Origin of the sequence: Rhodococcus sp. IEGM 1307 (assembly GCF_030056915.1) — a bacterium.
Lineage (GTDB): Bacteria > Actinomycetota > Actinomycetes > Mycobacteriales > Mycobacteriaceae > Rhodococcus_F > Rhodococcus_F opacus_D.
This window is the reverse complement of the sequence record NZ_JASHKW010000005.1, coordinates 136,387-155,556: the sequence shown is the minus strand read 5'-3', so window position 1 is coordinate 155,556 and position 19,170 is coordinate 136,387. Positions and strand designations below refer to the sequence as shown.

The 19,170-nt window shown below is 67.0% G+C and carries 17 protein-coding genes; 9 read left to right on the top strand and 8 right to left on the bottom strand.

From position 1 onward, the window contains the following. Positions 1 to 3: 3 nt before the first annotated feature. A complete protein-coding gene (locus QM841_RS11585) occupies positions 4 to 1,008 on the bottom strand; it encodes an NAD(P)-dependent alcohol dehydrogenase (protein WP_283332303.1) in 1,005 nt (334 codons plus the stop codon). A 151-nt stretch (positions 1,009 to 1,159) separates the two neighbouring features. Here QM841_RS11585 and QM841_RS11580 point away from each other — a divergent pair, with 151 nt between their 5' ends. From QM841_RS11580 to QM841_RS11560, 5 genes are read left to right on the top strand one after another with little or no spacing between them, the layout of a single operon-like run. Beyond that, positions 1,160 to 2,182: a sugar-binding transcriptional regulator gene (locus tag QM841_RS11580; RefSeq protein WP_011595505.1), complete on the top strand. Its 1,023-nt coding sequence runs from the start codon at positions 1,160 to 1,162 to the stop codon at positions 2,180 to 2,182. A gap of 52 nt (positions 2,183 to 2,234) precedes the next feature. Then, the gene (locus QM841_RS11575) at positions 2,235 to 3,560 is read left to right on the top strand and encodes an ABC transporter substrate-binding protein (RefSeq protein WP_283332302.1); all 1,326 of its coding nucleotides are present in this window, start codon (positions 2,235 to 2,237) and stop codon (positions 3,558 to 3,560) included. Continuing rightward, on the top strand, positions 3,557 to 4,522 hold the full coding sequence (locus QM841_RS11570; protein WP_105414379.1) for a carbohydrate ABC transporter permease: 966 nt from the start codon (positions 3,557 to 3,559) through the stop codon (positions 4,520 to 4,522). The genes QM841_RS11575 and QM841_RS11570 overlap by 4 nt, the downstream gene beginning before the upstream one ends. Beyond that, positions 4,522 to 5,400: a carbohydrate ABC transporter permease gene (locus QM841_RS11565; RefSeq protein WP_280781217.1), complete on the top strand. Its 879-nt coding sequence runs from the start codon at positions 4,522 to 4,524 to the stop codon at positions 5,398 to 5,400. The genes QM841_RS11570 and QM841_RS11565 overlap by 1 nt, the downstream gene beginning before the upstream one ends. A gap of 51 nt (positions 5,401 to 5,451) precedes the next feature. Beyond that, positions 5,452 to 6,537 carry an ABC transporter ATP-binding protein gene (locus QM841_RS11560; protein WP_283332085.1) on the top strand — a complete coding sequence of 362 codons (1,086 nt, stop codon included), beginning with the start codon at positions 5,452 to 5,454 and terminating at the stop codon, positions 6,535 to 6,537. An 8-nt stretch (positions 6,538 to 6,545) separates the two neighbouring features. Here QM841_RS11560 and QM841_RS11555 read toward each other — a convergent pair whose 3' ends face one another. Further along, the gene (locus QM841_RS11555; RefSeq protein ID WP_283332084.1) at positions 6,546 to 7,955 is read right to left on the bottom strand and encodes an FAD-binding oxidoreductase; all 1,410 of its coding nucleotides are present in this window, start codon (positions 7,953 to 7,955) and stop codon (positions 6,546 to 6,548) included. A 9-nt stretch (positions 7,956 to 7,964) separates the two neighbouring features. Continuing rightward, on the bottom strand, positions 7,965 to 9,161 hold the full coding sequence (locus QM841_RS11550) for a L,D-transpeptidase (RefSeq protein ID WP_283332083.1): 1,197 nt from the start codon (positions 9,159 to 9,161) through the stop codon (positions 7,965 to 7,967). 259 nt (positions 9,162 to 9,420) lie between these two features. Here QM841_RS11550 and QM841_RS11545 point away from each other — a divergent pair, with 259 nt between their 5' ends. Together QM841_RS11545 and QM841_RS11540 are read left to right on the top strand one after the other, a co-directional pair. Beyond that, the gene (locus tag QM841_RS11545) at positions 9,421 to 9,873 is read left to right on the top strand and encodes a MarR family winged helix-turn-helix transcriptional regulator (protein ID WP_280781284.1); all 453 of its coding nucleotides are present in this window, start codon (positions 9,421 to 9,423) and stop codon (positions 9,871 to 9,873) included. After that, positions 9,870 to 11,294: an MFS transporter gene (locus QM841_RS11540; protein WP_283332082.1), complete on the top strand. Its 1,425-nt coding sequence runs from the start codon at positions 9,870 to 9,872 to the stop codon at positions 11,292 to 11,294. Before QM841_RS11545 ends, QM841_RS11540 begins: the two co-directional genes overlap by 4 nt. A gap of 8 nt (positions 11,295 to 11,302) precedes the next feature. Here the strand turns inward: QM841_RS11540 and QM841_RS11535 are convergent, their stop codons facing one another. Continuing rightward, the gene (locus tag QM841_RS11535) at positions 11,303 to 11,881 is read right to left on the bottom strand and encodes a helix-turn-helix domain-containing protein (RefSeq protein ID WP_283332081.1); all 579 of its coding nucleotides are present in this window, start codon (positions 11,879 to 11,881) and stop codon (positions 11,303 to 11,305) included. A 70-nt stretch (positions 11,882 to 11,951) separates the two neighbouring features. Here QM841_RS11535 and QM841_RS11530 point away from each other — a divergent pair, with 70 nt between their 5' ends. Continuing rightward, entirely contained in the window at positions 11,952 to 12,422 is a 471-nt protein-coding gene (locus QM841_RS11530; protein ID WP_164060417.1) for a group II truncated hemoglobin, read from the top strand. A 26-nt stretch (positions 12,423 to 12,448) separates the two neighbouring features. Here the strand turns inward: QM841_RS11530 and QM841_RS11525 are convergent, their stop codons facing one another. From QM841_RS11525 to mdlC, 3 genes are read right to left on the bottom strand one after another with little or no spacing between them, the layout of a single operon-like run. Continuing rightward, on the bottom strand, positions 12,449 to 13,906 hold the full coding sequence (locus QM841_RS11525; RefSeq protein ID WP_283332080.1) for an aldehyde dehydrogenase family protein: 1,458 nt from the start codon (positions 13,904 to 13,906) through the stop codon (positions 12,449 to 12,451). 27 nt (positions 13,907 to 13,933) lie between these two features. Further along, positions 13,934 to 15,304, bottom strand: coding sequence for an MFS transporter (locus QM841_RS11520; protein WP_502943257.1), 1,371 nt, complete (start codon positions 15,302 to 15,304; stop codon positions 13,934 to 13,936). Positions 15,305 to 15,342: 38 nt separating this feature from the next. Then, positions 15,343 to 16,929 carry a benzoylformate decarboxylase gene (mdlC, locus tag QM841_RS11515; protein WP_283332078.1) on the bottom strand — a complete coding sequence of 529 codons (1,587 nt, stop codon included), beginning with the start codon at positions 16,927 to 16,929 and terminating at the stop codon, positions 15,343 to 15,345. Between the two features lie 77 nt (positions 16,930 to 17,006). Here mdlC and QM841_RS11510 point away from each other — a divergent pair, with 77 nt between their 5' ends. After that, complete coding sequence (locus QM841_RS11510) at positions 17,007 to 17,966, top strand: LysR family transcriptional regulator (protein ID WP_283332077.1); 960 nt, start codon at positions 17,007 to 17,009, stop codon at positions 17,964 to 17,966. Here the strand turns inward: QM841_RS11510 and QM841_RS11505 are convergent. Next, a complete protein-coding gene (locus QM841_RS11505; protein WP_283332076.1) occupies positions 17,934 to 19,064 on the bottom strand; it encodes a nitric oxide synthase oxygenase in 1,131 nt (376 codons plus the stop codon). The two genes, QM841_RS11510 and QM841_RS11505, sit on opposite strands and share 33 nt — an antisense overlap. Positions 19,065 to 19,170: the final 106 nt, after the last annotated feature.

The window sequence follows — 19,170 nt, the reverse complement described above, 5'->3', positions numbered from 1 at the left end:
TCCTCATTCCTGGACGCGTACGACGGCCTTGAGGCTGCCCGGCGTCCGGTCTGCGTTCAGTGCTTGCTCCGCTTCGGCGAGCGGAAATCTTCCGGTGACCATCGAATCGAGGTCGACCCGCCCCGACCGCGCGAGGGCGATCGCCGTCGGCCACGTGTTGGCGTAGCGGAATACCCCGGTCAGTACCAACTCCCGGTTCTGGATGGTCTGGACCGGCAGTGTCATCTCGGGGGCGCCCATGCCCACCAGAACCACGGATCCCGCGGGCCTGACGGCCTGGATTCCGGCCAGCACCGCACTCGGGGCGCCGGACGCGTCGACGAACGCGTCCACGTGGAGTCCCGCGACGTCCTGCTCGCGGGGGTCGAGCACCGCGGTGGCACCGAATTTGGTTGCGACGTCGCGTCGCCGGGGATCGAGGTCCGAGACGACCACTTCGGTGGCACCGAACGCGAGGGCGGTCTGCACCATGGCGATTCCGATCGGCCCCGCGCCCGCGATCAGAACACGGGATCCCGCCGTCACTCCGGCTTTGCGGGTGGTGGCGATGGCCACGGACAGCGGCTCGCACAGCGCGGCCGCGTCCTCGGACATCTCGTCCGGAATCGGATGGGCGAACGCCGAGCCGATGGTCACGTATTCGGCCAGCGCCCCGTCGATCGGCGGGGTGGCATAGAACTGCATGTGCGGGCACAGGTTGTAGAGACCGCGCCGGGATTCGTCGGTGTCCGGGTCGGGGCGTTGCGGTTCGATGGAGACACGCTGCCCGATACGCGCTGCCGGGACCCCGTCGCCGACACCTACGACGGTGCCCGACGCCTCGTGGCCCAGCACGATCGGCTGGTCGACCACGAACTCGCCGATGCGGCCCTCGCGGTAGTAGTGGGCGTCCGATCCGCAGACACCTACCGAGGCCACGCGGACCAGGACGTCGCCGGGGGCGGGAGTGGGCACGGGGCGTTCCCGGATCTCGATCACAGCCGGCTCGACGAGCACGCTGGCACGCATCGTCCTGGGGATATCCGAAGGGAGTGTTGTGTGGGTCACACTTCGATGCTAGCGTACTGAGCAGATGAACGCATAGTGATCATTTGCTCACGGTTTCCCCGGGGCTCCGAAGACACACACGACGGACCCGGGATCATGGCGAGGAGAACCAGTGACGTCCCCCAACTCGACGGCCCCGACGCCGTCTCTCATCACGGCACCACCGCCGTCCACGACGGAGGATCTGCGCCTCGCGTTGCGCGCTGCAACGCTGTACTACCTCGACGGAATGACCCAGGCCGAGGTCGCCACACGACTCGGTGTCTCCCGCCCCACCGCGGGCCGGCTGGTGGCACGAGCCCGCGCCCAGGGCCTGGTGCGCATCGAGGTGCAGGCACCCGCGCATCTGCGTGATGCGCTGCGCTCGGACGAGGAGCGCGCGCTCGAGGAGAAGTACGGACTCGTCGAGGCGGTGGTGGTCGCCGATTCCGTCGACGCCGCCGGTGCGATCGACGACCACAACAGCTTCGCCGGCGTCGGGCGGGCCGCGGCGTCGCTGCTGGTTCGCCGGATTCGGGAAGGCGACACCCTCGGATTCACGTGGGGGCCGGAGACGGTCGCCGTCGCGCAGGGGCTGCCGTCCGGGGCGGCCACGTGCGCGTCCGTCGTCCAGCTCGACGGCTCGGTGAGTGCCATCAACTACCAGACCGGAACGGAGTACGTCCTGGGTAGATGCGCAGAGCAGCTGCAGGCCAACACTGTTCGGCTTCCCGTTCCGCTGTACGCGGACGCGTCGACCGTGGTATCCATGCGGGGCGACTCCGTCATCTCCAAGGCGCTCGAGGCCGGGCGGACCGCGGAGATGATGATGTTTGGAACGGGTGCCGTGTCCACGTCGACCACCCTGTTCGAGGGCAGCTTCATCGACACGGACATGCTGTCCGTGCTCACCGGCCTCGGCGCGGTCGGCGAAGTCGGTGGACGCTTCTACCGGCTCGACGGAACCGAGGTTGCCGGCCCTCTGGACGAACGGGCCATGTCCGTTCCTCTCGACGACATCCGCGCGTGCGAGGGGTCGATCCTCGTCACGGGTGGCGTCGCCAAACACCAAGCGGCACTGGGTGCCCTCCACGGCGGACTGGCCAAGATGCTGGTCTGCGACATCGAATGCGCGCGTTGGCTGCTCGATCAGTAGCACCACGCAAGAGAGGTGAAGATCGGTGAAGAAACACAGGAAACCGGCGACGATGCTGGTAGCCGGAGCGGGAGCGCTCTGCCTCACGCTGAGCGGATGTGCGGGCGCCGGATCGCTGGGCGCGTCGGACCAGACCATCACCATCGCGATGGTCTCCAATTCACAGATGCAGGATGCCCAGAAGCTCGCCTCGCAGTTCGAGGAAGAGAATCCCGACATCGACCTGAAGTTCGTCACGCTGTCGGAGAACCAGGCGCGCGCGAAGATCACGGCGTCCACGGCAACAGGTGGCGGTGAGTTCGACGTCGTGATGATCAGCAACTACGAGACCCCGCAGTGGGCCAAGTACGGCTGGCTGAAGAACCTTTCGGAATACGCCGAGGCGACGGAGGGTTACGACGAGGCCGACTTCATCCCCACCCTGCGCGAGTCGCTGTCCTACGAGGGGAACATGTACTCGGTGCCGTTCTACGGCGAGTCCTCGTTCCTGATGTACCGCAAGGACCTGTTCGAGCAGGCCGGAATCACCCTGTCGGAGAAACCGACCTGGACTGAGGTCGCAGCGGCGGCGAAGCAACTCGACTCCGAGGACATGGCAGGCATCTGCCTGCGCGGCAAGCCGGGCTGGGGTGAATTGCTCGCACCCCTCGACACGGTCATCAACACGTTCGGTGGCCGCTGGTTCGACGAGGACTGGAACGCTCAGCTGACCAGCCCGGAGGTGGAACGCGCGGTGCAGTTCTACGTCGACCTGGTGCGCGAGTACGGCGAGCCCGGCGCCGCGACGAGCGGTTTCGGCGAGTGCGCCACACAGCTGGCCCAGGGCCAGGTGGCGATGTGGTACGACTCGACGTCCGCGGTGTCCACCCTGGAGGATCCGGCGTCGAGCGCCGTCGTCGGCAAGATCGGGTACGCCCCCGCGCCGATCGAGGTGAAGGACAACTCCGGCTGGCTGTACAGCTGGTCGCTGGGAATCCCCGAGAGCAGCGAGAATCCCGATGCGGCGTGGAAGTTCATCTCGTGGATGACCGACAAGCAATACATACGCACGGTCGGTGAGGATCTGGGCTGGGAGCGGGTGCCTCCGGGCAGCCGGCTGTCGACCTACGAGATTCCCGAGTACAAGGAAGCCTCGGCGGCCTACGGACCGCTGACGCTCGAGGCGATCGAGGACGCGACACCGGATGCGCCCACCGTGCAACCGGTTCCGTACACCGGCGTGCAGTTCCTGGCGATCCCGGAGTTCCAGGATCTCGGAACCCGCGTAAGCCAGCAGATCAGTGCGGCGATCGCAGGCCAGCAGACCGTGCCCGAGGCGCTCGCCCAGGCACAGCAGTACGCCGAGGTGGTCGGCGCGACCTATCGGGAGGAACGATGACAACCATCGCCGAGAAACCCACCGCGGACGGCACCGCCGACCGGGTGCGGGAACTGCGGGAGGCCAAGGATGACAGCGTCTCCCGCGCCGAGGGATGGCGTCGCCGGGGGCCGTTGCTTCCCGCTCTGATCTTCATGATCGTGGTGACCCAGATCCCGTTCCTGTTCACGCTGTACTACTCGACGCAGTCCTGGAACCTGGTGCGTCCGGGCTCCCAGGCGTTCGTCGGGCTGCAGAACTACGTGGACGTGTTCCAGGACAGCCAGTTCCGTGAGGTCGCGGTCAACACCGTGATCCTGATCGTCGGCACCGTGCTGATCTCGGTGGTGCTCGGGTTGCTGCTCGCCCTGCTGCTCGACCGCGCCTTCCTGGGCCGCGGCATCGTGCGTACCCTCCTCATCACCCCGTTCCTGGTGACACCCGTCGCCGGTGCGCTGCTGTGGAAGACCACGATGTTCGACCCGGTGTTCGGCATCGTCAACTTCGTGCTCTCCCCGTTCGGGGTGGGACAGGTCGACTGGGTCAGCAAGTTCCCGCTCGCCGCGGTCATGGTGAACCTGATCTGGCAGTGGACCCCGTTCATGATGCTGCTGATCCTGGCGGGTCTGCAGTCCATGCCGCGCGACATCCTCGAGGCGGCGCGGGTGGACGGCGCCAAGCCGATCGCGATGTTCCGCGAACTGACACTCCCGCATCTCCGCCGGTTCATCGAACTCGGCGCGGTGCTGGGCGCGATCTACCTGATCAACACGTTCGACGCCATCTACATGATGACCCAGGGCGGGCCGGGCACCGCCAGTGCCAACCTCCCCTTCTACATCTATCAGCGCGCATTCCTCGGTTTCGACATCGGGCAGGCCGCCGCGATGGGCGTCATCGTCGTGATCGCGACCATCGTCGTCGCGACCCTGGCGTTGCGCCTGATCTTCAAGAGCTTTACCGGTAACGAGGAGGCAGCGTAATGAGTACCGACACTGCGGCGGCGCCGGTGGAGTCCACCCCCACCGCGCCGGAGACGAAGCGGGCGCGCAAGCACCGCAAGTTCAGTCCGTGGAGCGTAGTGGCGTGGATCGTGGCGCTCGGCTTCTTCTTCCCCGTGGCGTGGATGGTGCTCACCGCGTTCAAGCAGGAGGGCGACGCCTACACAACTCCGCCGAAACTGTTCTTCACGCCCACCCTGGACCAGTTCAAGGCCGTCCTCGACAGCGGAATCGGCACCGCACTGCTGAATTCGGCGTTCGCGACCGCCATGTCGACGATCCTGGTGCTCGTGCTCGGTGTGCCTGCGGCGTTCGCGCTGTCGCTGCGACCGGTCCGCAAGACGAAGGACGCCCTGTTCTTCTTCATCAGCACGAAGATGCTCCCGATCGTCGCCGCGATCATCCCGCTGTACGTGATCGTCAACGACATCGGCTTACTCGACAACATCTGGGCGCTGATCATCCTGTACACGGCGATGAACCTGCCCATCGCGGTGTGGATGATGCGTTCGTTCTTCCTCGAGGTTCCGGGCGAACTGCTCGAGGCCGCCAGCATGGACGGCGCGAGCCTGTGGACGTCGGTGCGCGAGGTGATCCTTCCGCTCGTGTCCCCCGGTATCGCGGCCACCGCCCTGATCTGCGTGATCTTCTCGTGGAACGAATTCTTCTTCGCCGTCAACCTCACCGCCGTTCAGGCACAGACCATTCCGGTGTTCCTCGTCGGCTTCATCACCGGTGAGGGCTTGTACTGGGCCCGGCTGTCGGCAGCGGCGACGCTGGCGGCGCTCCCGGTCATCCTGGCCGGCTGGGTCGCACAGAACAAGCTGGTCCGCGGCCTGTCCTTCGGTGCGATCAAATGATCACCCCGGCAACCACTTCCCCCGACTTCGGTACCCACAAGAGGAGCAATCATGGCTGACATCGCGTACAAGGGCGCATCCTGCATCTACGAGAACGCCGACACGCTGGCGGTCGATACGCTCGACCTCGACATCGAAGACGGCGAGTTCATCGTCCTCGTCGGACCGTCCGGCTCCGGCAAGAGCACCGCACTGCGGATGCTCGCCGGCCTCGAGGACATCGACGAGGGCACCATCGAGATCGGTGGCAAGGACATGGTGGGTGTTCCGTCGAAGGACCGTGACATCGCGATGGTGTTCCAGAACTACGCCCTCTATCCCAATAAGACGGTGGGCGAGAACATGGGCTTCGCTCTGAAGATGCGCGGGGTCGGGGTGGAGGAACGGAAGAAGAAGGTGGCCGATGCCGCCAAGCTGCTCGACCTGACCGACTACCTCGATCGTAAGCCCGGCAAGCTGTCCGGCGGTCAGCGCCAGCGAGTGGCGATGGGCCGGGCGATCGTGCGGGAGCCGCAGGTGTTCTGCATGGACGAGCCCCTGTCGAACCTCGACGCCAAGCTGCGCGTCCAGACCCGCACGCAGATCGCGGCGCTGCAGCGCCGGCTCGGCACCACCACCGTGTACGTCACCCACGACCAGGTCGAGGCCATGACCATGGGTGACCGGGTGGCCGTCCTCAAGAACGGCAAGCTGCAGCAGTTCTCGGCTCCCACCGAACTCTACGATCGCCCGAAGAACGCGTTCGTCGCCGGCTTCATCGGTTCGCCCGCCATGAATTTGATGACTATGCCCATCGTCAGCGACGGCGTGCGCCTCGGGAACTCGACGCTCGCGCTCGAACGCAACCAGCTGTCGGCGCTGCACGCCGCCGGATTGGAGACCGTCACGGTCGGTGTGCGCCCCGAGCAGCTCGAGTTGTCGACCGGAGAGGGCGGCATCGAGGTAATCGTGGACCTGGTCGAGGAACTCGGCAGTGAATCCTACGTCCACACCCACATCGCCGGTGACGGTACGCAACTCACCGCCCGGTCACTGACCCGCACCCCCGCGCGGTTGGCCGACACGGTGTCCCTGCGCAAGCGGGACGGAGCGGTCCACCTGTTCCACCCGGAGACGGGGGAGCGGATCGGCGACTAGGGCATGTCCTAGAGCGGATAGTGCGTCAGCACCCCCATCGGATCGTGCCTCTGCCGCAGTTCGCGCAGTCGGCGAAGGTTTCCACCGTAGGCCGCGTCGATCTCGGCTCCGGTCTCGGGGAAGCCGGGCCGGACTTCGACGCTGTAGACGCCGATCGTGTGGGGTGCGAGCGCGTCGAGGGTGCCGCCCGCCCACGACAGGCAGGCGGCTCCGTCGTAGGGGTCGGACCAGATGGCGTTGAGCGGGATGTTCCACTCGCCGCTTCGGCCCCAGAATGCGGTGTCGCCGTCACCGACGTCGGCGAGGGCGCCGCCGGTGTGCTGGAAGTCGATACGACATTCCCGCGTCGGCGCCCCACGGATCTGAGTGGCCAGGGCCTCCGCGAGTTCGGAGTCGAGGGTCGGTCCGGTGAAGACGGCCTTCCCGAAGAACGACCCTCGGCGCTCGCCCGGTTCGGGCAGCCGGATCGGTTCCGGTTCTTCGCCGTCGGGGCCGGGCGGCGCGAATTCGGGTAACCCGGTGAGGTACGTGCCGGACGTCTCGGATCGGTACAGCACGGTGCCCGACACGTCGGCGACCGTGGTGGCGGCGGATCGGGCGCGGTCGATGTCGGACTCGTCCCCGCTCGCGCACGCGGTGTACACGAAGAGGACGGGCTCGTCGGGAGACAGTGCGCTGTAACCGAGTACCGCGCCCATCGTCGTGTCCCGCGGAAGCGTCGGTGCGACACGGAAGTAGGTGGCGAGCGCTTCGAGCCCGAGCACCATCCGGTCGACCCACACCGGACCCGCCGGGTGTGTGCGCAGCACCGCCGACGTGACGACGCCGAAGCACGGTGCGCATCCCCGGACCGCCCACCACAGGTCCGCTTCGTCGCCGGTGCTGGCATCGGACAGGTGGACGACCTCACCGGACGGAAGCACCAGTTCGGCCTCGACGAGCTGATCGATCGTCAATCCCAGACTGCGCGTGAGGTATCCGACGCCGCCGCGGGTGACGAGTCCGAAGCCGGCGTGGCCCACGATCCCCACCGGAACCACGCGGCCGGTGGGTGCGAGGGCGTCCAGCATGGTTCCCACGGTGGCGCCGCCGGCGACGACCACCCGGTCGTCCTCGGGTCGGGCCGTGTTCAGGTGCGCCGACAGGTCGAGCATGACGGCATCGTCGGCGACGCAGTTGGAACTCAGCCCGCCGCCGCGGACGGTGACGGTGCCGCCCGTCCGATGCGCGACCCTCATGACGGTGGAGACCTCCTCCACGGACACCGGTTGGACGACGCAGGACGGCCGGCGTCTCGCGGCATCGGGAAAGAACACTCTGCCCAGCGCGGTGCGGTAGTCGCCGGTGTCCGGCAGATGAACCCGGTGCGGGAGGACCGCCTTCAACTGCGCGACACACTCCGCGGATGGTGAATTCACGAGCGCCTCCTATCCCGTTGCGTTACCTGCCTGCCACTGATCCCACGGGACCTCCCAGTCACCGTACGTGTCCCACACGGGCAGGAGCGGTCCGCCCGAGTTGGTGATCTCGACGACATCGCCGATACCGAAATGGTCGAACATCCACTGGGCGTTGGCGGGTGCCAGGTTGACGCAGCCGTGGGAGACGTTGCTGCTGCCCTGATCACCCACCGACCACGGCGCCGAGTGGACGAACTCGCCGTCGTTGGAGATCCGCAGGTTGAGATCGACCTTCTCGCGGTAGTAGTCGGGATCGCCGGCGCAGACCCCGTACGTGCAGGAGTCCATGATGATGCTCTGCTGCTTGTCGGAGATCACGTGCGGACCCTCGTGCGAGGGGTGGTCGGGGGTGCCGAGACTCATCGGCATCGCGTTCTCCTGGACGCCGTTGTGGAAGACGGTGAGCATTTTGCTCGCCCCGTCCGCCTTGGCCACCCACGAGTCGTGCACGGTGTAGTCGGCGGAGTTGTTCTCGGCGCCGAAGACGCCGTCGCCCAGATCGACGCCGTACACGTCGGCCTCGATGTGGATCTTGGTGCCGGGCGCCCAGTATCCCGCCGCGCGATAGTGCGCGTTCTGGTCGTCGGTCCAATACCAGGCGCCGGGCTGCGGCGGTGTCGTCGTCACGTGCAGTCGCTGCTGGACCTCGGCCTTGTTCACGACCGGTGCGGTGAACTGGAAGACCATCGGCTGGCCGACGCCGATGCCGGTGTCGGCGACGACCTCGGGTGCCGGGACGACGTTCGCGTAGGCGGTGGTGCCGGGCGTCAACGTCGTGACGGTGAAGGTCTGCTCGACCGGGGCGCCGTCGGGGTTGACTGCGTCCGCGACGACTGTGTACGTGGAGCCGTAGCCGAGTGGTTGGCTGCTCGTCCAGTTCGTGCCGTCGGGTGTGAGATTGCCGGCGACCGGGGTGTTCTGCTCCGCGGGATTCGTGACGGTCACGGCGGTCAGCTTGCCGCCTGACGCGGTGGCCACGATCGGGGTGGTCGGATTGATCGGCGCCCCGTCGGCAGCGGGGACGGCAATCGAGGCGGGCGCGGACTGTGACGTGGCCGGGGGTTCCGACGTGCCGGTTTCTCCGATGGTGCACGCCGTGGCCAGGAACGTCAGGGCCACCACCGCAACAATGCCGGCTGTCCGTGTGCGAAGAGTCACGACCACCTTCTTTCGGATCTGGATCAGCGCTCGCCGTCCTCATACTGCCAGCGATAGCCTCGGAGTTTCCTGTGAGACGCGTGCCCAGCCCGCCCCACCTGCAGGAATTCGAGCGCGCGACGCCTCCCCCGCGACCATTAGGCAGCAGTGCTGACGAAATTCGGCCTCAGAATAACCATTATCCCCAGTAGATGAATCATTGAGGAATGCAAATAAAACAGCTAGACTGGCTAATGAACCTGACCAGTGAGAGGGAGGCAGCCACATGGACCAGAAGGTCGATCAGCTCCGCGAGGACGTCGTTCTGTTCAACCGACGTATCCGAACCCAGCGCTCCGGGCACCTGCTCACCCCCTCGCAACTCCAAGCCCTCGCGCACCTCGACCGGGAAGGTCCGATGAGCGCACGCGCTCTCGCCGATCTCGAGCAGGTCGCGCCGCAGTCCATCGCGCGGACCGTCTCGATCCTCGAGGAGTCCGGAATGGTCTCCCGGACCGTGGACCCCCACGATGCGCGCGCGAGCATCGTCGCGGTCACCGCGCTGGGATTGCAGACGCTCGTCGACGATCGGTCGCGGCGTAGCGAGTGGCTGACGGCCGCACTCGCCGCCGAATGCACCGACGCCGAACGTGACCTCCTCTTCATCGCCGGACGGCTACTCCGCCGGCTCGCCGGAACTCCCGAGCCGGCGCCGCAGGAGTCACTGATGAACTCGTGAGCGCGACCGTCGCCGATACCGGCCTCGCGCAGAAGTCCCCGTCCGTACCGTTCCGGGTCAGCGGCTCCGTCGCCACCGGGAGCATCCTCCAACCGCTGAACTCGTCGATGATCGCGGTGGCGATCGTCGGCATCGCCGCCCAGTTCGGCTCCTCGTCCGGGATCACGTGGGTGATCTCGGGGCTCTACATCGCCACGGCCGTGACCGCCCCGATGGCAGGCAAGCTCGGCGCGCTGCTCGGCGCCCGGAAGGTCTACCTCGGGGGCCTCGCCCTGGTGGCGCTGGGCTCGATCGCCGGTCTGCTCGCACCCAGCGTCGGCTGGCTCATCTTCTCCCGCATCCTCGTCGGAATCGGAACCGCCACACAGTATCCCAATGCGATGACGATGATTCGCGGATACGCGGAACGACACGGCGCGCAGCCGCGCACCGCGATCACGACCCTCGCGATCTGCAGCCAGGCTGTCGTGGCACTGGGCCCGACGCTCGGCGGACTGCTCGTCGGGGCGTTCGGCTGGCAGTCGATCATGTGGATCAACCTGCCGATCGTCGCGTTCAGCGCGGTGGCGGTCACGAAATTCGCGAAGGTCGGATTCGTCGGCGGCATCTCGGTCAGCGGTCGGCAACTGCTGCACGCGCTCGACGTGGCCGGGGTCCTGCTGTTCCTCGGGCTCGTCTCGTCGACGATGCTGTTCCTGTTGTCGCTCACCACCGATCCCGTCTGGTGGCTGATCCCGGTGTGGGCGCTGGTGTTCGCCCTGTTCGTCCACTGGGAACGACGCGCGGACGAACCGTTCATCGACGTTCGGGCCCTGGCCCGGAACCGTGCGCTCAGCGCCACACTCGCCCGCACCCTCCTCACCTACACGGCGTTCTACTGCATCTTCTTCGGAATCCCGCAGTGGCTGCAGTACTCCCGCGGAATGAGCGCCACCGAAGCCGGTCTGACGATGCTGCCCGTCGCCGTCGTCGGCATCGGCTCCACGCTGTTCGCGTCACGGACGTATCGGCGACACGGGGTGCGCCGAACGCTCACCGTCGGAACGTGTGCGCTCCTGGTGGGAGGACTGCTCCTGGCGTCGGTGGAGAGCAGTACGTCCCCGATCGTCGTGCTTCTCCTCGTGGCCGCAGTACTGGGAATTCCCAATGGGTTCAACAATATCGGCAATCAGAACCTGATCAGCTCGGTCACGTCCGTCGAGGAAGTGGGCACGGCGATCGGGATGTACCGCACCGTGCAGTACATCGGAGCGAACCTGTCGGCCGTCGTGCTGCAGACCACCGCCGGTCACGTCATCGGCGACGACGGACTGCACCGCACGGGCTGGTTCATCGCCGTCGCGGGCGTCCTCCTCCTCATCGGCGTCCTGATGTCACGGAACATGGGAGACCGGCGGTCGACGAGCGCGTCGACGGCGTAGCAATAGCGTCAGGTCGGCGGCACCCCGCCGACGGCCCGCCAGATCAGTGTCGCGGTCCGGGCCGGCCAGTCGGCGGGTGGGCGGTCACCGGCCAGCGCCCGGCCGTACCAACTGCCGGTGGTCATGGTGACGGCGACGTCGAGATCGGCGTCGGCGTCGATCAGCTCCAGTTCGGCGGCGCGGTCCAGGATGTCGCGGATGCGGCGCCGGCGCGGCGCCACCACCCGGGCGCGGTACTGCGCGCGGACCTCGGCGTCCGTCGTGTCCTGCAGCATCGTGCCGACCAGGGACAACCGGCCGCTCCGCGACACCCCGTGCTGGAAGTCGGTCAGCTCGCGGACCAGATCCCCGAAGGGATCGGCCGACGACCGCCCCGACTGTTCGTCGGCCAGCTGCGCCACGACTGCCGCGGCGAGCGCCGACTTCGACGCCCACCGCCGGTACAGCGCCTGCCGGGTGGTGCCGGCCTCCGCGGCGATCGCGGCGATCGACATCGCGTCGTATCCGGCCCGGGACAATTGCCTGCCCGCCACTTTCAGCACGCGAGTGTCGATATCGGTGTCGCGACTGCGCCCGGCCACACTCATGCTCGATCCTCTTTTCAATCCAATACTGATGTGTATTGTAATGGACAGACGATGGAAATCGGGAGCTCCCATGAGTGATCAGGAAACACCGTCCCTGTACGAGTGGGCGGGCGGTGAGCAGTCGTTCCGGCGGCTGATCGACGCCTTCTACGACCGGGTGGAGGGCGACGAACTGTTGTCGCCGATGTTCCCCGGCGGAGTGCACGAGGAGCATCGCCGCAACGTGACGCTGTGGTGGTGCGAGGTGTTCGGCGGCCCGCCGGGCTACACCGAACAACTCGGCGGATACGAACGAATGTTGCGCCACCACATCGGCCTCGCCATCAGCCCGGAGCAGCGGCACCGCTTCGCGGCAACGATGAGCCTCGCCGCCGACGACGCCGACCTCCCGTCGGATCCCGAATTCCGTTCCGCATTCATGGCCTACGTCGAGTGGGGGACCAGACTCGCGCTGCAGAACTCGAGCCCCGGCGCCGAGGTGGTCGAGCACGCGCCGGTGCCGCACTGGGGTTGGGGCGTGGCCCCGCCCTACCGCGGCTGAGTAGGGCAGGGGGTCAGCCTGTCCGATCAGAACGGGTACTGCTGAATCGGCCCCTGGATGGTGGCCCACTGGAGTTCGGTGAACGCCTCGAGGTTTGCAGCGGCGCCGCCGACTCGTCCGCCGTTGCCGGAGGATCCCATTCCGCCGAACGGGATGTGGGCGTGGTCGCCGACGGTCTGGTCGTTGATGTGCACGAGCCCGGTCGGAATCTGCTGCGCCACTCCCCATGCCGCCATCGCATCCGTGCCGAGGACGCTCAGCGACAATCCGTACTCGGTGTCGCGCGCGATCTCGACGGCCTCGTCGATCGTCGAGTAGCGGAGCACGGGAGCGACGGGGCCGAACACTTCCTGGCAGAACGCGGGTGTGTCGCGCTGCACGTGGTCGAGGACGGTCGGGCGGTAGAACAGCCCGTCGTGGGTGCCGCCCTCGACGAGGGTCACTCCGGCCGAGACGCTCTCGGTCACGAGTCGGTGGATATTGTCGCGTTGCACCGCGTCGATGATGGGGCCGAGTGCCACCTCGCCGGTGTACGGGTCGCCGACGGGGAGCGCTCGCGCCTTCTCGGCGAGCACCGCCACGTATTCGTCGGCAACCGATTCGTGGACCAGGTGCCTGCCTGCGGCCATGCAGATCTGGCCCTGGTGGAGGTATGCGCCCCAGGCTCCGGCCGACGCAGCCTTGGTGATGTCGGCGTCGGGAAGGACGATGAGGGCGTTGTTGCCGCCGAGTTCGAGGTGTGCCCGCGTGAGGTGCGCGGCCGCGGCCTGGCCGACCTTCCGTCCCGCCGACGTGGAGCCGGTGAACGCGATGACGCGGGTGTGCCGGTCGGCGACGAGGGCGGCACCGGCATCGGCGCCGCCGGGCAGCATCTGGAAGACGCCGTTCGGTACCCCGGCGGCCGCGAACACGGCCGCCAGCACCACACCGCCGCACACCGCGGTCCGGGTGTCGGGTTTCAGAACCACCGAGTTGCCCAGCGCCAGTGCGGGTGCCACTGCGCGGATCGAGAGGATCAGGGGGAAGTTGAACGGAGCGATCACGCCGACGACACCCGCCGCGATCCGACGGCTGAAGCTCAGACGTCCGTCGGCGGACGGGAGCACCTCACCTTTGGGATGCGAAGGCAACGCCGACGCCTCGTAGCATTCCTGCGCTGCGACATGCGTCTCGAGGCTCGCTTTCGCGCGAATCGATCCGGCCTCCCGGACGATCCACGTCTCGATCTCGGAGGCGTGCTCCTCGAAGAGCTGACCGGCGCGGCGCAGGATCGCGGCCCGATCCTCGAAAGGCATTTTCTCCCAGCGGCGCTGCACCTCGGCGGCTTTGGCGCAGGCCGCGGTCACGTCGGCGGCAGTCGCGGTGCCGACGTGACCGAGGGTGCTACCCGTCGCGGGCTCCACGACCTCCGAGAACGGGCCTTCGGCGGCGGTCCAGCTGCCGGTGAAGACCTTCTTCTCCCAGTCGATGTCGAGCAGGCTCATGGTCGATCCTTCTTTCGGTGAGGTCGGTCAGGACGCGAGTACGGGTGACGGCGCTGCGGATTCGGTGCGGGGTGAGCGGAACTTCCGCTTGGCGACGATTGCCACCGCGACAGCGCCGACGACTCCCGGGACGGCGACTGCGAGAAAGTTCTGCTGGAACGGTAGATGAAGAGCGAGGAGCGCGCCGCCGAGGGTGGGGCCACCGATCGCACCGATCCGTCCCATGCCCGCAGCCCACCCGACGCCGGTCGACCGTACCTCGGTCGGGTAGAACTCGACGGCGAACGCGTGGATGATGGCGAGCGCGCCGATTGTCGCCGCACCGGCGACGAACAGCAGCACGTTGAGCAGTGCGGCGGCCGGGTCGAAGGACAGTCCCACCAGCGACAGGGATGCCAGGGAGAAATACGTGATCAGGGTGTTGCGGTAGGACCAGCGGTCGGCCAGCCAGCCGCCGAAGATCGCGCCGGCGATGCCACCGAGATTCAGCACCACCAGGGTCCACAGCGCGGAACTCAAAGCGTAGCCGGCGGTCTGCATCAGTTTCGGTAGCCACGTGTTGAGCCCGTAACTCAACAACATGCACATCGCGAAGAAGATCCAAATCAGGAAGCTGTTCAGGGCGTTTCCGTTGGTAAAGAGCTGCGCGACAGGTGCCTTCCGAACTTCCGGACGTGGCGTGGCCACGACGTCGCTCAGGTCGCGACCCGGGTCGACCTTGGACAGCACAGCCTCTAGCTTGTCCTGACGACCGTTGATGGCGAGGAACTCCGGCGACTCCGGCAGGTACTTCAGTAGAACGGGTAACAACAGGAGCGGCAGACCGGCGACATAGAACACACCGCGCCACGTCCAGAGCGGCTCCACGTTGATTGCGAACACCGCGGCGGCGATGCCACCGACGGAGTAAAACGACGACACAAACGTGACGAGCAGTGCCTTCGACGTGCGTGGGGCGAGCTCCGCGATCAGGGCCGTGAAGTTGGGTACGAGCGCGCCGAGCGACACACCGACGACGAGGCGGAGGATGCCGAGTTGCGCCGGGGCGCCGGCGAAGGCGCAGCTGGACGACGCCACGCTCGCCACCGTCACGCAGATGAGCATGAGCGGACGGCGGCCGTACCGATCGGCGAGCGGGGCGACGAACAGTCCGCCGATCAGCATGCCGACGAGCGCCGTGGATCCGAGGGTACCGGCGGTGACCGGGTCCATGTTCCACTCGTTCATCAGATGGACGATCACGGTGCCGTACGAGACCATGTCGTATCCGTCGATGACCATCAGCAGTGAGCACAGGGCTACGACACCATAATGGAACGGCCGCAGTCGGGCGTTGGAGACGATCGAGGTAACTGTGTTCTGGGACAGCGGGTTCTGGGACAAGGGCATACTCCCGATGCGGGGCAGCGTTGCTGCCGTGGGAACGAGTGGGGCGATTACGGCTCGGTGAGGTCGGTCTCGACCTCGATCACGGCAGGCTTTCCGCTGCCGAGGGCGGTCTTGAAGGCGCGGACGAAGTCGTCGCCGGTCCGTACCGCGGTTGCCGTCACGCCGTACCCCGCAGCGATGGCGGTGAAGTCGATCCCGGGAACGTCCATGCCGGGGGTCTCGCCGGATCCCAGCACCGTTGAGAACCAGCGCAGTGCGCCGTAGGTCCCGTTCTTGAGGATGACGATGATCACCGGAATGTCGTACTGCGCGGCAGTCCACAGGGCGGTGATGCCGTAGTTGGCCGAGCCGTCTCCGATCAGGCCGATCACCTGACGGTCCGGATTCGCCAGCTGGGCGCCGACGGCGGCGGGCAGTCCGAATCCAAGCCCGCCCGATGCGGGGAAGAAGTAGCTGCCTTGGCGGGAGATGTCGACCTGCGACCAGAACGCGCCGGTGGTGGACGTCGACTCCTTGACGTACACGGCGTCGTCCGGCGCAGTGCCGCGCAACAGTTCGAACAGCTCCTCCGGATGCACGCGCTCGGACGACGTCCTGGCCTGCGGGATGTCGGGCCGCGGCGGCAGGACCGGGCGGCGGCCCGGCGTCACGCTGTCGGCGAGGCGGGACAACGCATCCCGCACACCACCAACCAGTGCGTCACCCATCGGGGCGCGGGCGGCCTCGCCGGGATCGCTGGTGAGGTGGATGAGCCGGGCGCCGTCGGGCAGGTACTCGCCGGGGACGAATTGGTGGTACCGGAACACGGGTGCTCCCGCGACGAGGATCAGATCGTGTCCGACCAGTGCGTCGGTGATGCCCTGGACGGCGGCGGGCAGGACCCCGCGGAAGCTGCGGTGGCGGGTGGGGAACGGGCATCGTGACGGGGACGGCGCGATCCAGACGGGGGCGCCGAGTGCGTCCGCGAGGCGGACCGCGTCGTCATTGGCGTACTCGGCATCGACTTCCGGTCCGAGTACGAGGACCGGATTCTCGGCGCGGTCGAGGGCGCCGACGAGGGTGGCGAGTTGATCCGCACTGAGGGAACCGGCAGTGGTTGTGGCGCGGGTGAGGAGATGCTTCGTCTCGGCGGGTGCTTCCTGCGCCCAGTCGTCGTAGGGCACCGACACATAGACCGGACCCTTCGCGGGCAGGTTTGCGATGTGGATGGCCTGGCTGATCGACCGCGGCACGTCCTGCGCGCACGCCGGCTCGCAGGACCACTTGACCAGGGGTTTCGGTAGCGACTGCGCGTCCACGTTTGCGAGCATCACCTCCTGGCCGATGGTCGAGCGGACTTGTTGCCCGGCGGTGATGATCAGCGGGCTGTGGGAGTAGACCGAGTTCGTGAGCGCGCCCATCGCGTTGCCGGTGCCCGCGGCGGCGTGCAGATTGACGAAGGCCGCGCCGCCGCGGGCCTGGGCGTACCCGTCGGCCATGGCCAGGACGGCGCCTTCGTGCAGGCCCAGGATGTAGCGGAAGTCGTCGGGCATCCCGGCGAGGAAAGGGAGCTCGTTCGATCCGGGGTTGCCGAAGATCGTGGTCAGGCCATGCGCCCGCAGTAGGTCATAGGTCGCTTCGCTGACGTCGGCCATCAGGTGTTCTCCATTTCTTCGCATGGTTCTCGCGGTGTGACGTGAACCACGGTAGGGAGCCGCGCCCTATAGGTCCAATGAATGCTGTCGATCAGCACATAGACAGGGTCTATATTACCGATATGGCCGACGTGGACCTCAACCTCATCAGGACCTTCGTGCTGCTGTATGAAACGCGGAGCGTCACCCGTACGGCGGAGTTGCTGTTCATCACGCAGCCGTCGGTGAGCCATTCGCTCCGCCGACTGCGGCGGCAGTTCAACGACGACCTCTTCATCCGGTCGCCGGACGGCTTGGCGCCCACGGTTCTGGCGGCGAGTATGTACCCGCAATTGCATCAGGCGCTGGAGGTTATCGACGAGACCGTCTCCGGTGTCGGTCAATTCGACGCCGAGACGTCGGACCGAACCTTCCGGATCTGCGCCACCGATCTTGGGGAGATTTCACTGCTCCCCGGAGTGCTCGCGGCGCTGGAAACCCGCGCGCCCCGCTGCGCCGTGCAAGTAACGCCGCTCGATTTTGCCAGTGCCGCAGAGGAACTGCGCCAGGGTCGTGCTGACGCCGTCATCTGCACACCGCGTATCGACGCGCCGGATCTGCGCCGTGACCCCTTGTTTCGGGAAGGCTATCTCGGACTGTGCGCACTCGGGCATCCGCGGATCGGAGTCGAACCCGGCCTGGACGATTTCCTTGCCGAACGGCACATCGTCGTCGACGCCGCCGCCGGGCACGTGGACGCTGATCAAGCCCTCGCGAGGATGGGGCGTCGCCGTGACATTGCCGTGCGGGTACCGCACTTCGCGGTGCTGCCGGAACTGGTGGCGCAGACCCGGCACCTCGCCGTGGTGCCGAGCCGGGTCGCGGAACTGTTCACCCGGTCCTCGCCCGTCCGAACGTTCGCGCTACCTGTCGAGATCCCGAACGTCGAGGTTTCGCTCTTTACCGTGCGGCGGGCTCTCCCGTCGCCGGGCGTCGATTGGTTGCGGGAGTTGATAGCCGACGTCCTACAGGCTCCCGCCGACGATCGGACATCCTGATGCCGTGGGGGCAGCGAGAAAGTTCGGGCGGATATCCATGTCGGGTGCGTCGTAGAGCCGGTGGAACGTGGGGGTCAGCGCCGCCGACATCGGCGGGTTGATCCACGACCAGTCCGTCGGGCATTTCCGGCCGAGTGACTCTTCGCGTTCGACGTGGCTGATGAACTGCTTGGCAACGGTGTGATGGTCGACCATGTGCACACCGGCCTGCCGGTAACTGTGGATCACGGCGCGGTTCAGTTCGACCAGTGCGCGGTCGCGCCACAGCGTTCGCTCCGACGTCGTGTCCAGGCACAACCGTTCGGCGATGGCGGGCAGCATGTCGTATCGATCCTGGTCGCTGAGGTTGCGGGCCCCGACCTCCGTGCTCACGTACCACCCACTGAACGGGGCGAGCGGGTAGGTCAGCCCGCCGACCGAGAAGCTCATGTTCGACACGGCGGGCACCGCATGCCATTTGAGACCGAGATCGGCGAACCATGCGTAGTCGGGGTGCTCGATCTCGACCTCGAGCACCAGATCGGATGGAATCTCGTACCAGCGCAGCGTCTCGTCGGGGGTGCTGATCAACAGCGGCAGCACGTCGAACGGAGTGCCTGCGCCTCGCCACCCCATCTTCGTCACCGCCTCGGTGATTCCGACCTGCGCGGGGTCCCCGGTCACCGTCCCATCTGCGTGGCGGTAGCCCGCGTACCGGATCAGTTGCGGGCTGACGATCTTGTACTCGCGTCCGTCCGCCAGCGGCAGGGGACCGACCGTGATGACCGAGCGCAGTGCGCCGCCGTTCGTCGCGACCCGCAGGTGCTCCCAGCACGCCTCCGCAATCTCGTCCGCGGTGGTGACGTGCCGGGCATCGATCAGCTTCAGCGTGCGCCAGTGCTTGCGACCGACGCAGCGGGCGTGGTTGCGCCACGCCAGCTGCGAGCCGACTTCCAGTTCCTCCACGGTGTGCTCGTAGCGGCCCGTCTCCGCCAGCGCCTCCAGTGCGTCCGCGAGGCGGGCCGTGGGCAGGTGGGCCAGCTCGGGCTCGCTGAAGAACTCTGCGCACTCCCGCATCTGCGCTGCGGACCGCGACGTGACGTCCAGCGAGTACGACATAGTCCCCGTGCTGCTCACCATTGACCTCCCGGCGATCGTGGATCCTGCGGCGGTCAGTATGTCAGCGAAGCGCGCACACTCGTCCACCGAGTGCGGACGGGGTGAG

What these genes read in the sequence shown, in the direction of transcription:
- QM841_RS11585 (WP_283332303.1), bottom strand. Translation starts at nt 1,008, where the DNA reads ATGCGTGCCAGCGTGCTCGTCGAGCCGGCTGTGATCGAGATCCGGGAA.
- QM841_RS11575 (WP_283332302.1), top strand. Translation starts at nt 2,235, where the DNA reads ATGCTGGTAGCCGGAGCGGGAGCGCTCTGCCTCACGCTGAGCGGATGT.
- QM841_RS11570 (WP_105414379.1), top strand. Translation starts at nt 3,557, where the DNA reads ATGACAACCATCGCCGAGAAACCCACCGCGGACGGCACCGCCGACCGG.
- QM841_RS11565 (WP_280781217.1), top strand. Translation starts at nt 4,522, where the DNA reads ATGAGTACCGACACTGCGGCGGCGCCGGTGGAGTCCACCCCCACCGCG.
- QM841_RS11560 (WP_283332085.1), top strand. Translation starts at nt 5,452, where the DNA reads ATGGCTGACATCGCGTACAAGGGCGCATCCTGCATCTACGAGAACGCC.
- QM841_RS11545 (WP_280781284.1), top strand. Translation starts at nt 9,421, where the DNA reads ATGGACCAGAAGGTCGATCAGCTCCGCGAGGACGTCGTTCTGTTCAAC.
- QM841_RS11535 (WP_283332081.1), bottom strand. Translation starts at nt 11,881, where the DNA reads ATGAGTGTGGCCGGGCGCAGTCGCGACACCGATATCGACACTCGCGTG.
- QM841_RS11530 (WP_164060417.1), top strand. Translation starts at nt 11,952, where the DNA reads ATGAGTGATCAGGAAACACCGTCCCTGTACGAGTGGGCGGGCGGTGAG.
- QM841_RS11525 (WP_283332080.1), bottom strand. Translation starts at nt 13,906, where the DNA reads ATGAGCCTGCTCGACATCGACTGGGAGAAGAAGGTCTTCACCGGCAGC.
- mdlC (WP_283332078.1), bottom strand. Translation starts at nt 16,929, where the DNA reads ATGGCCGACGTCAGCGAAGCGACCTATGACCTACTGCGGGCGCATGGC.
- QM841_RS11510 (WP_283332077.1), top strand. Translation starts at nt 17,007, where the DNA reads ATGAATGCTGTCGATCAGCACATAGACAGGGTCTATATTACCGATATG.
- QM841_RS11505 (WP_283332076.1), bottom strand. Translation starts at nt 19,064, where the DNA reads ATGTCGTACTCGCTGGACGTCACGTCGCGGTCCGCAGCGCAGATGCGG.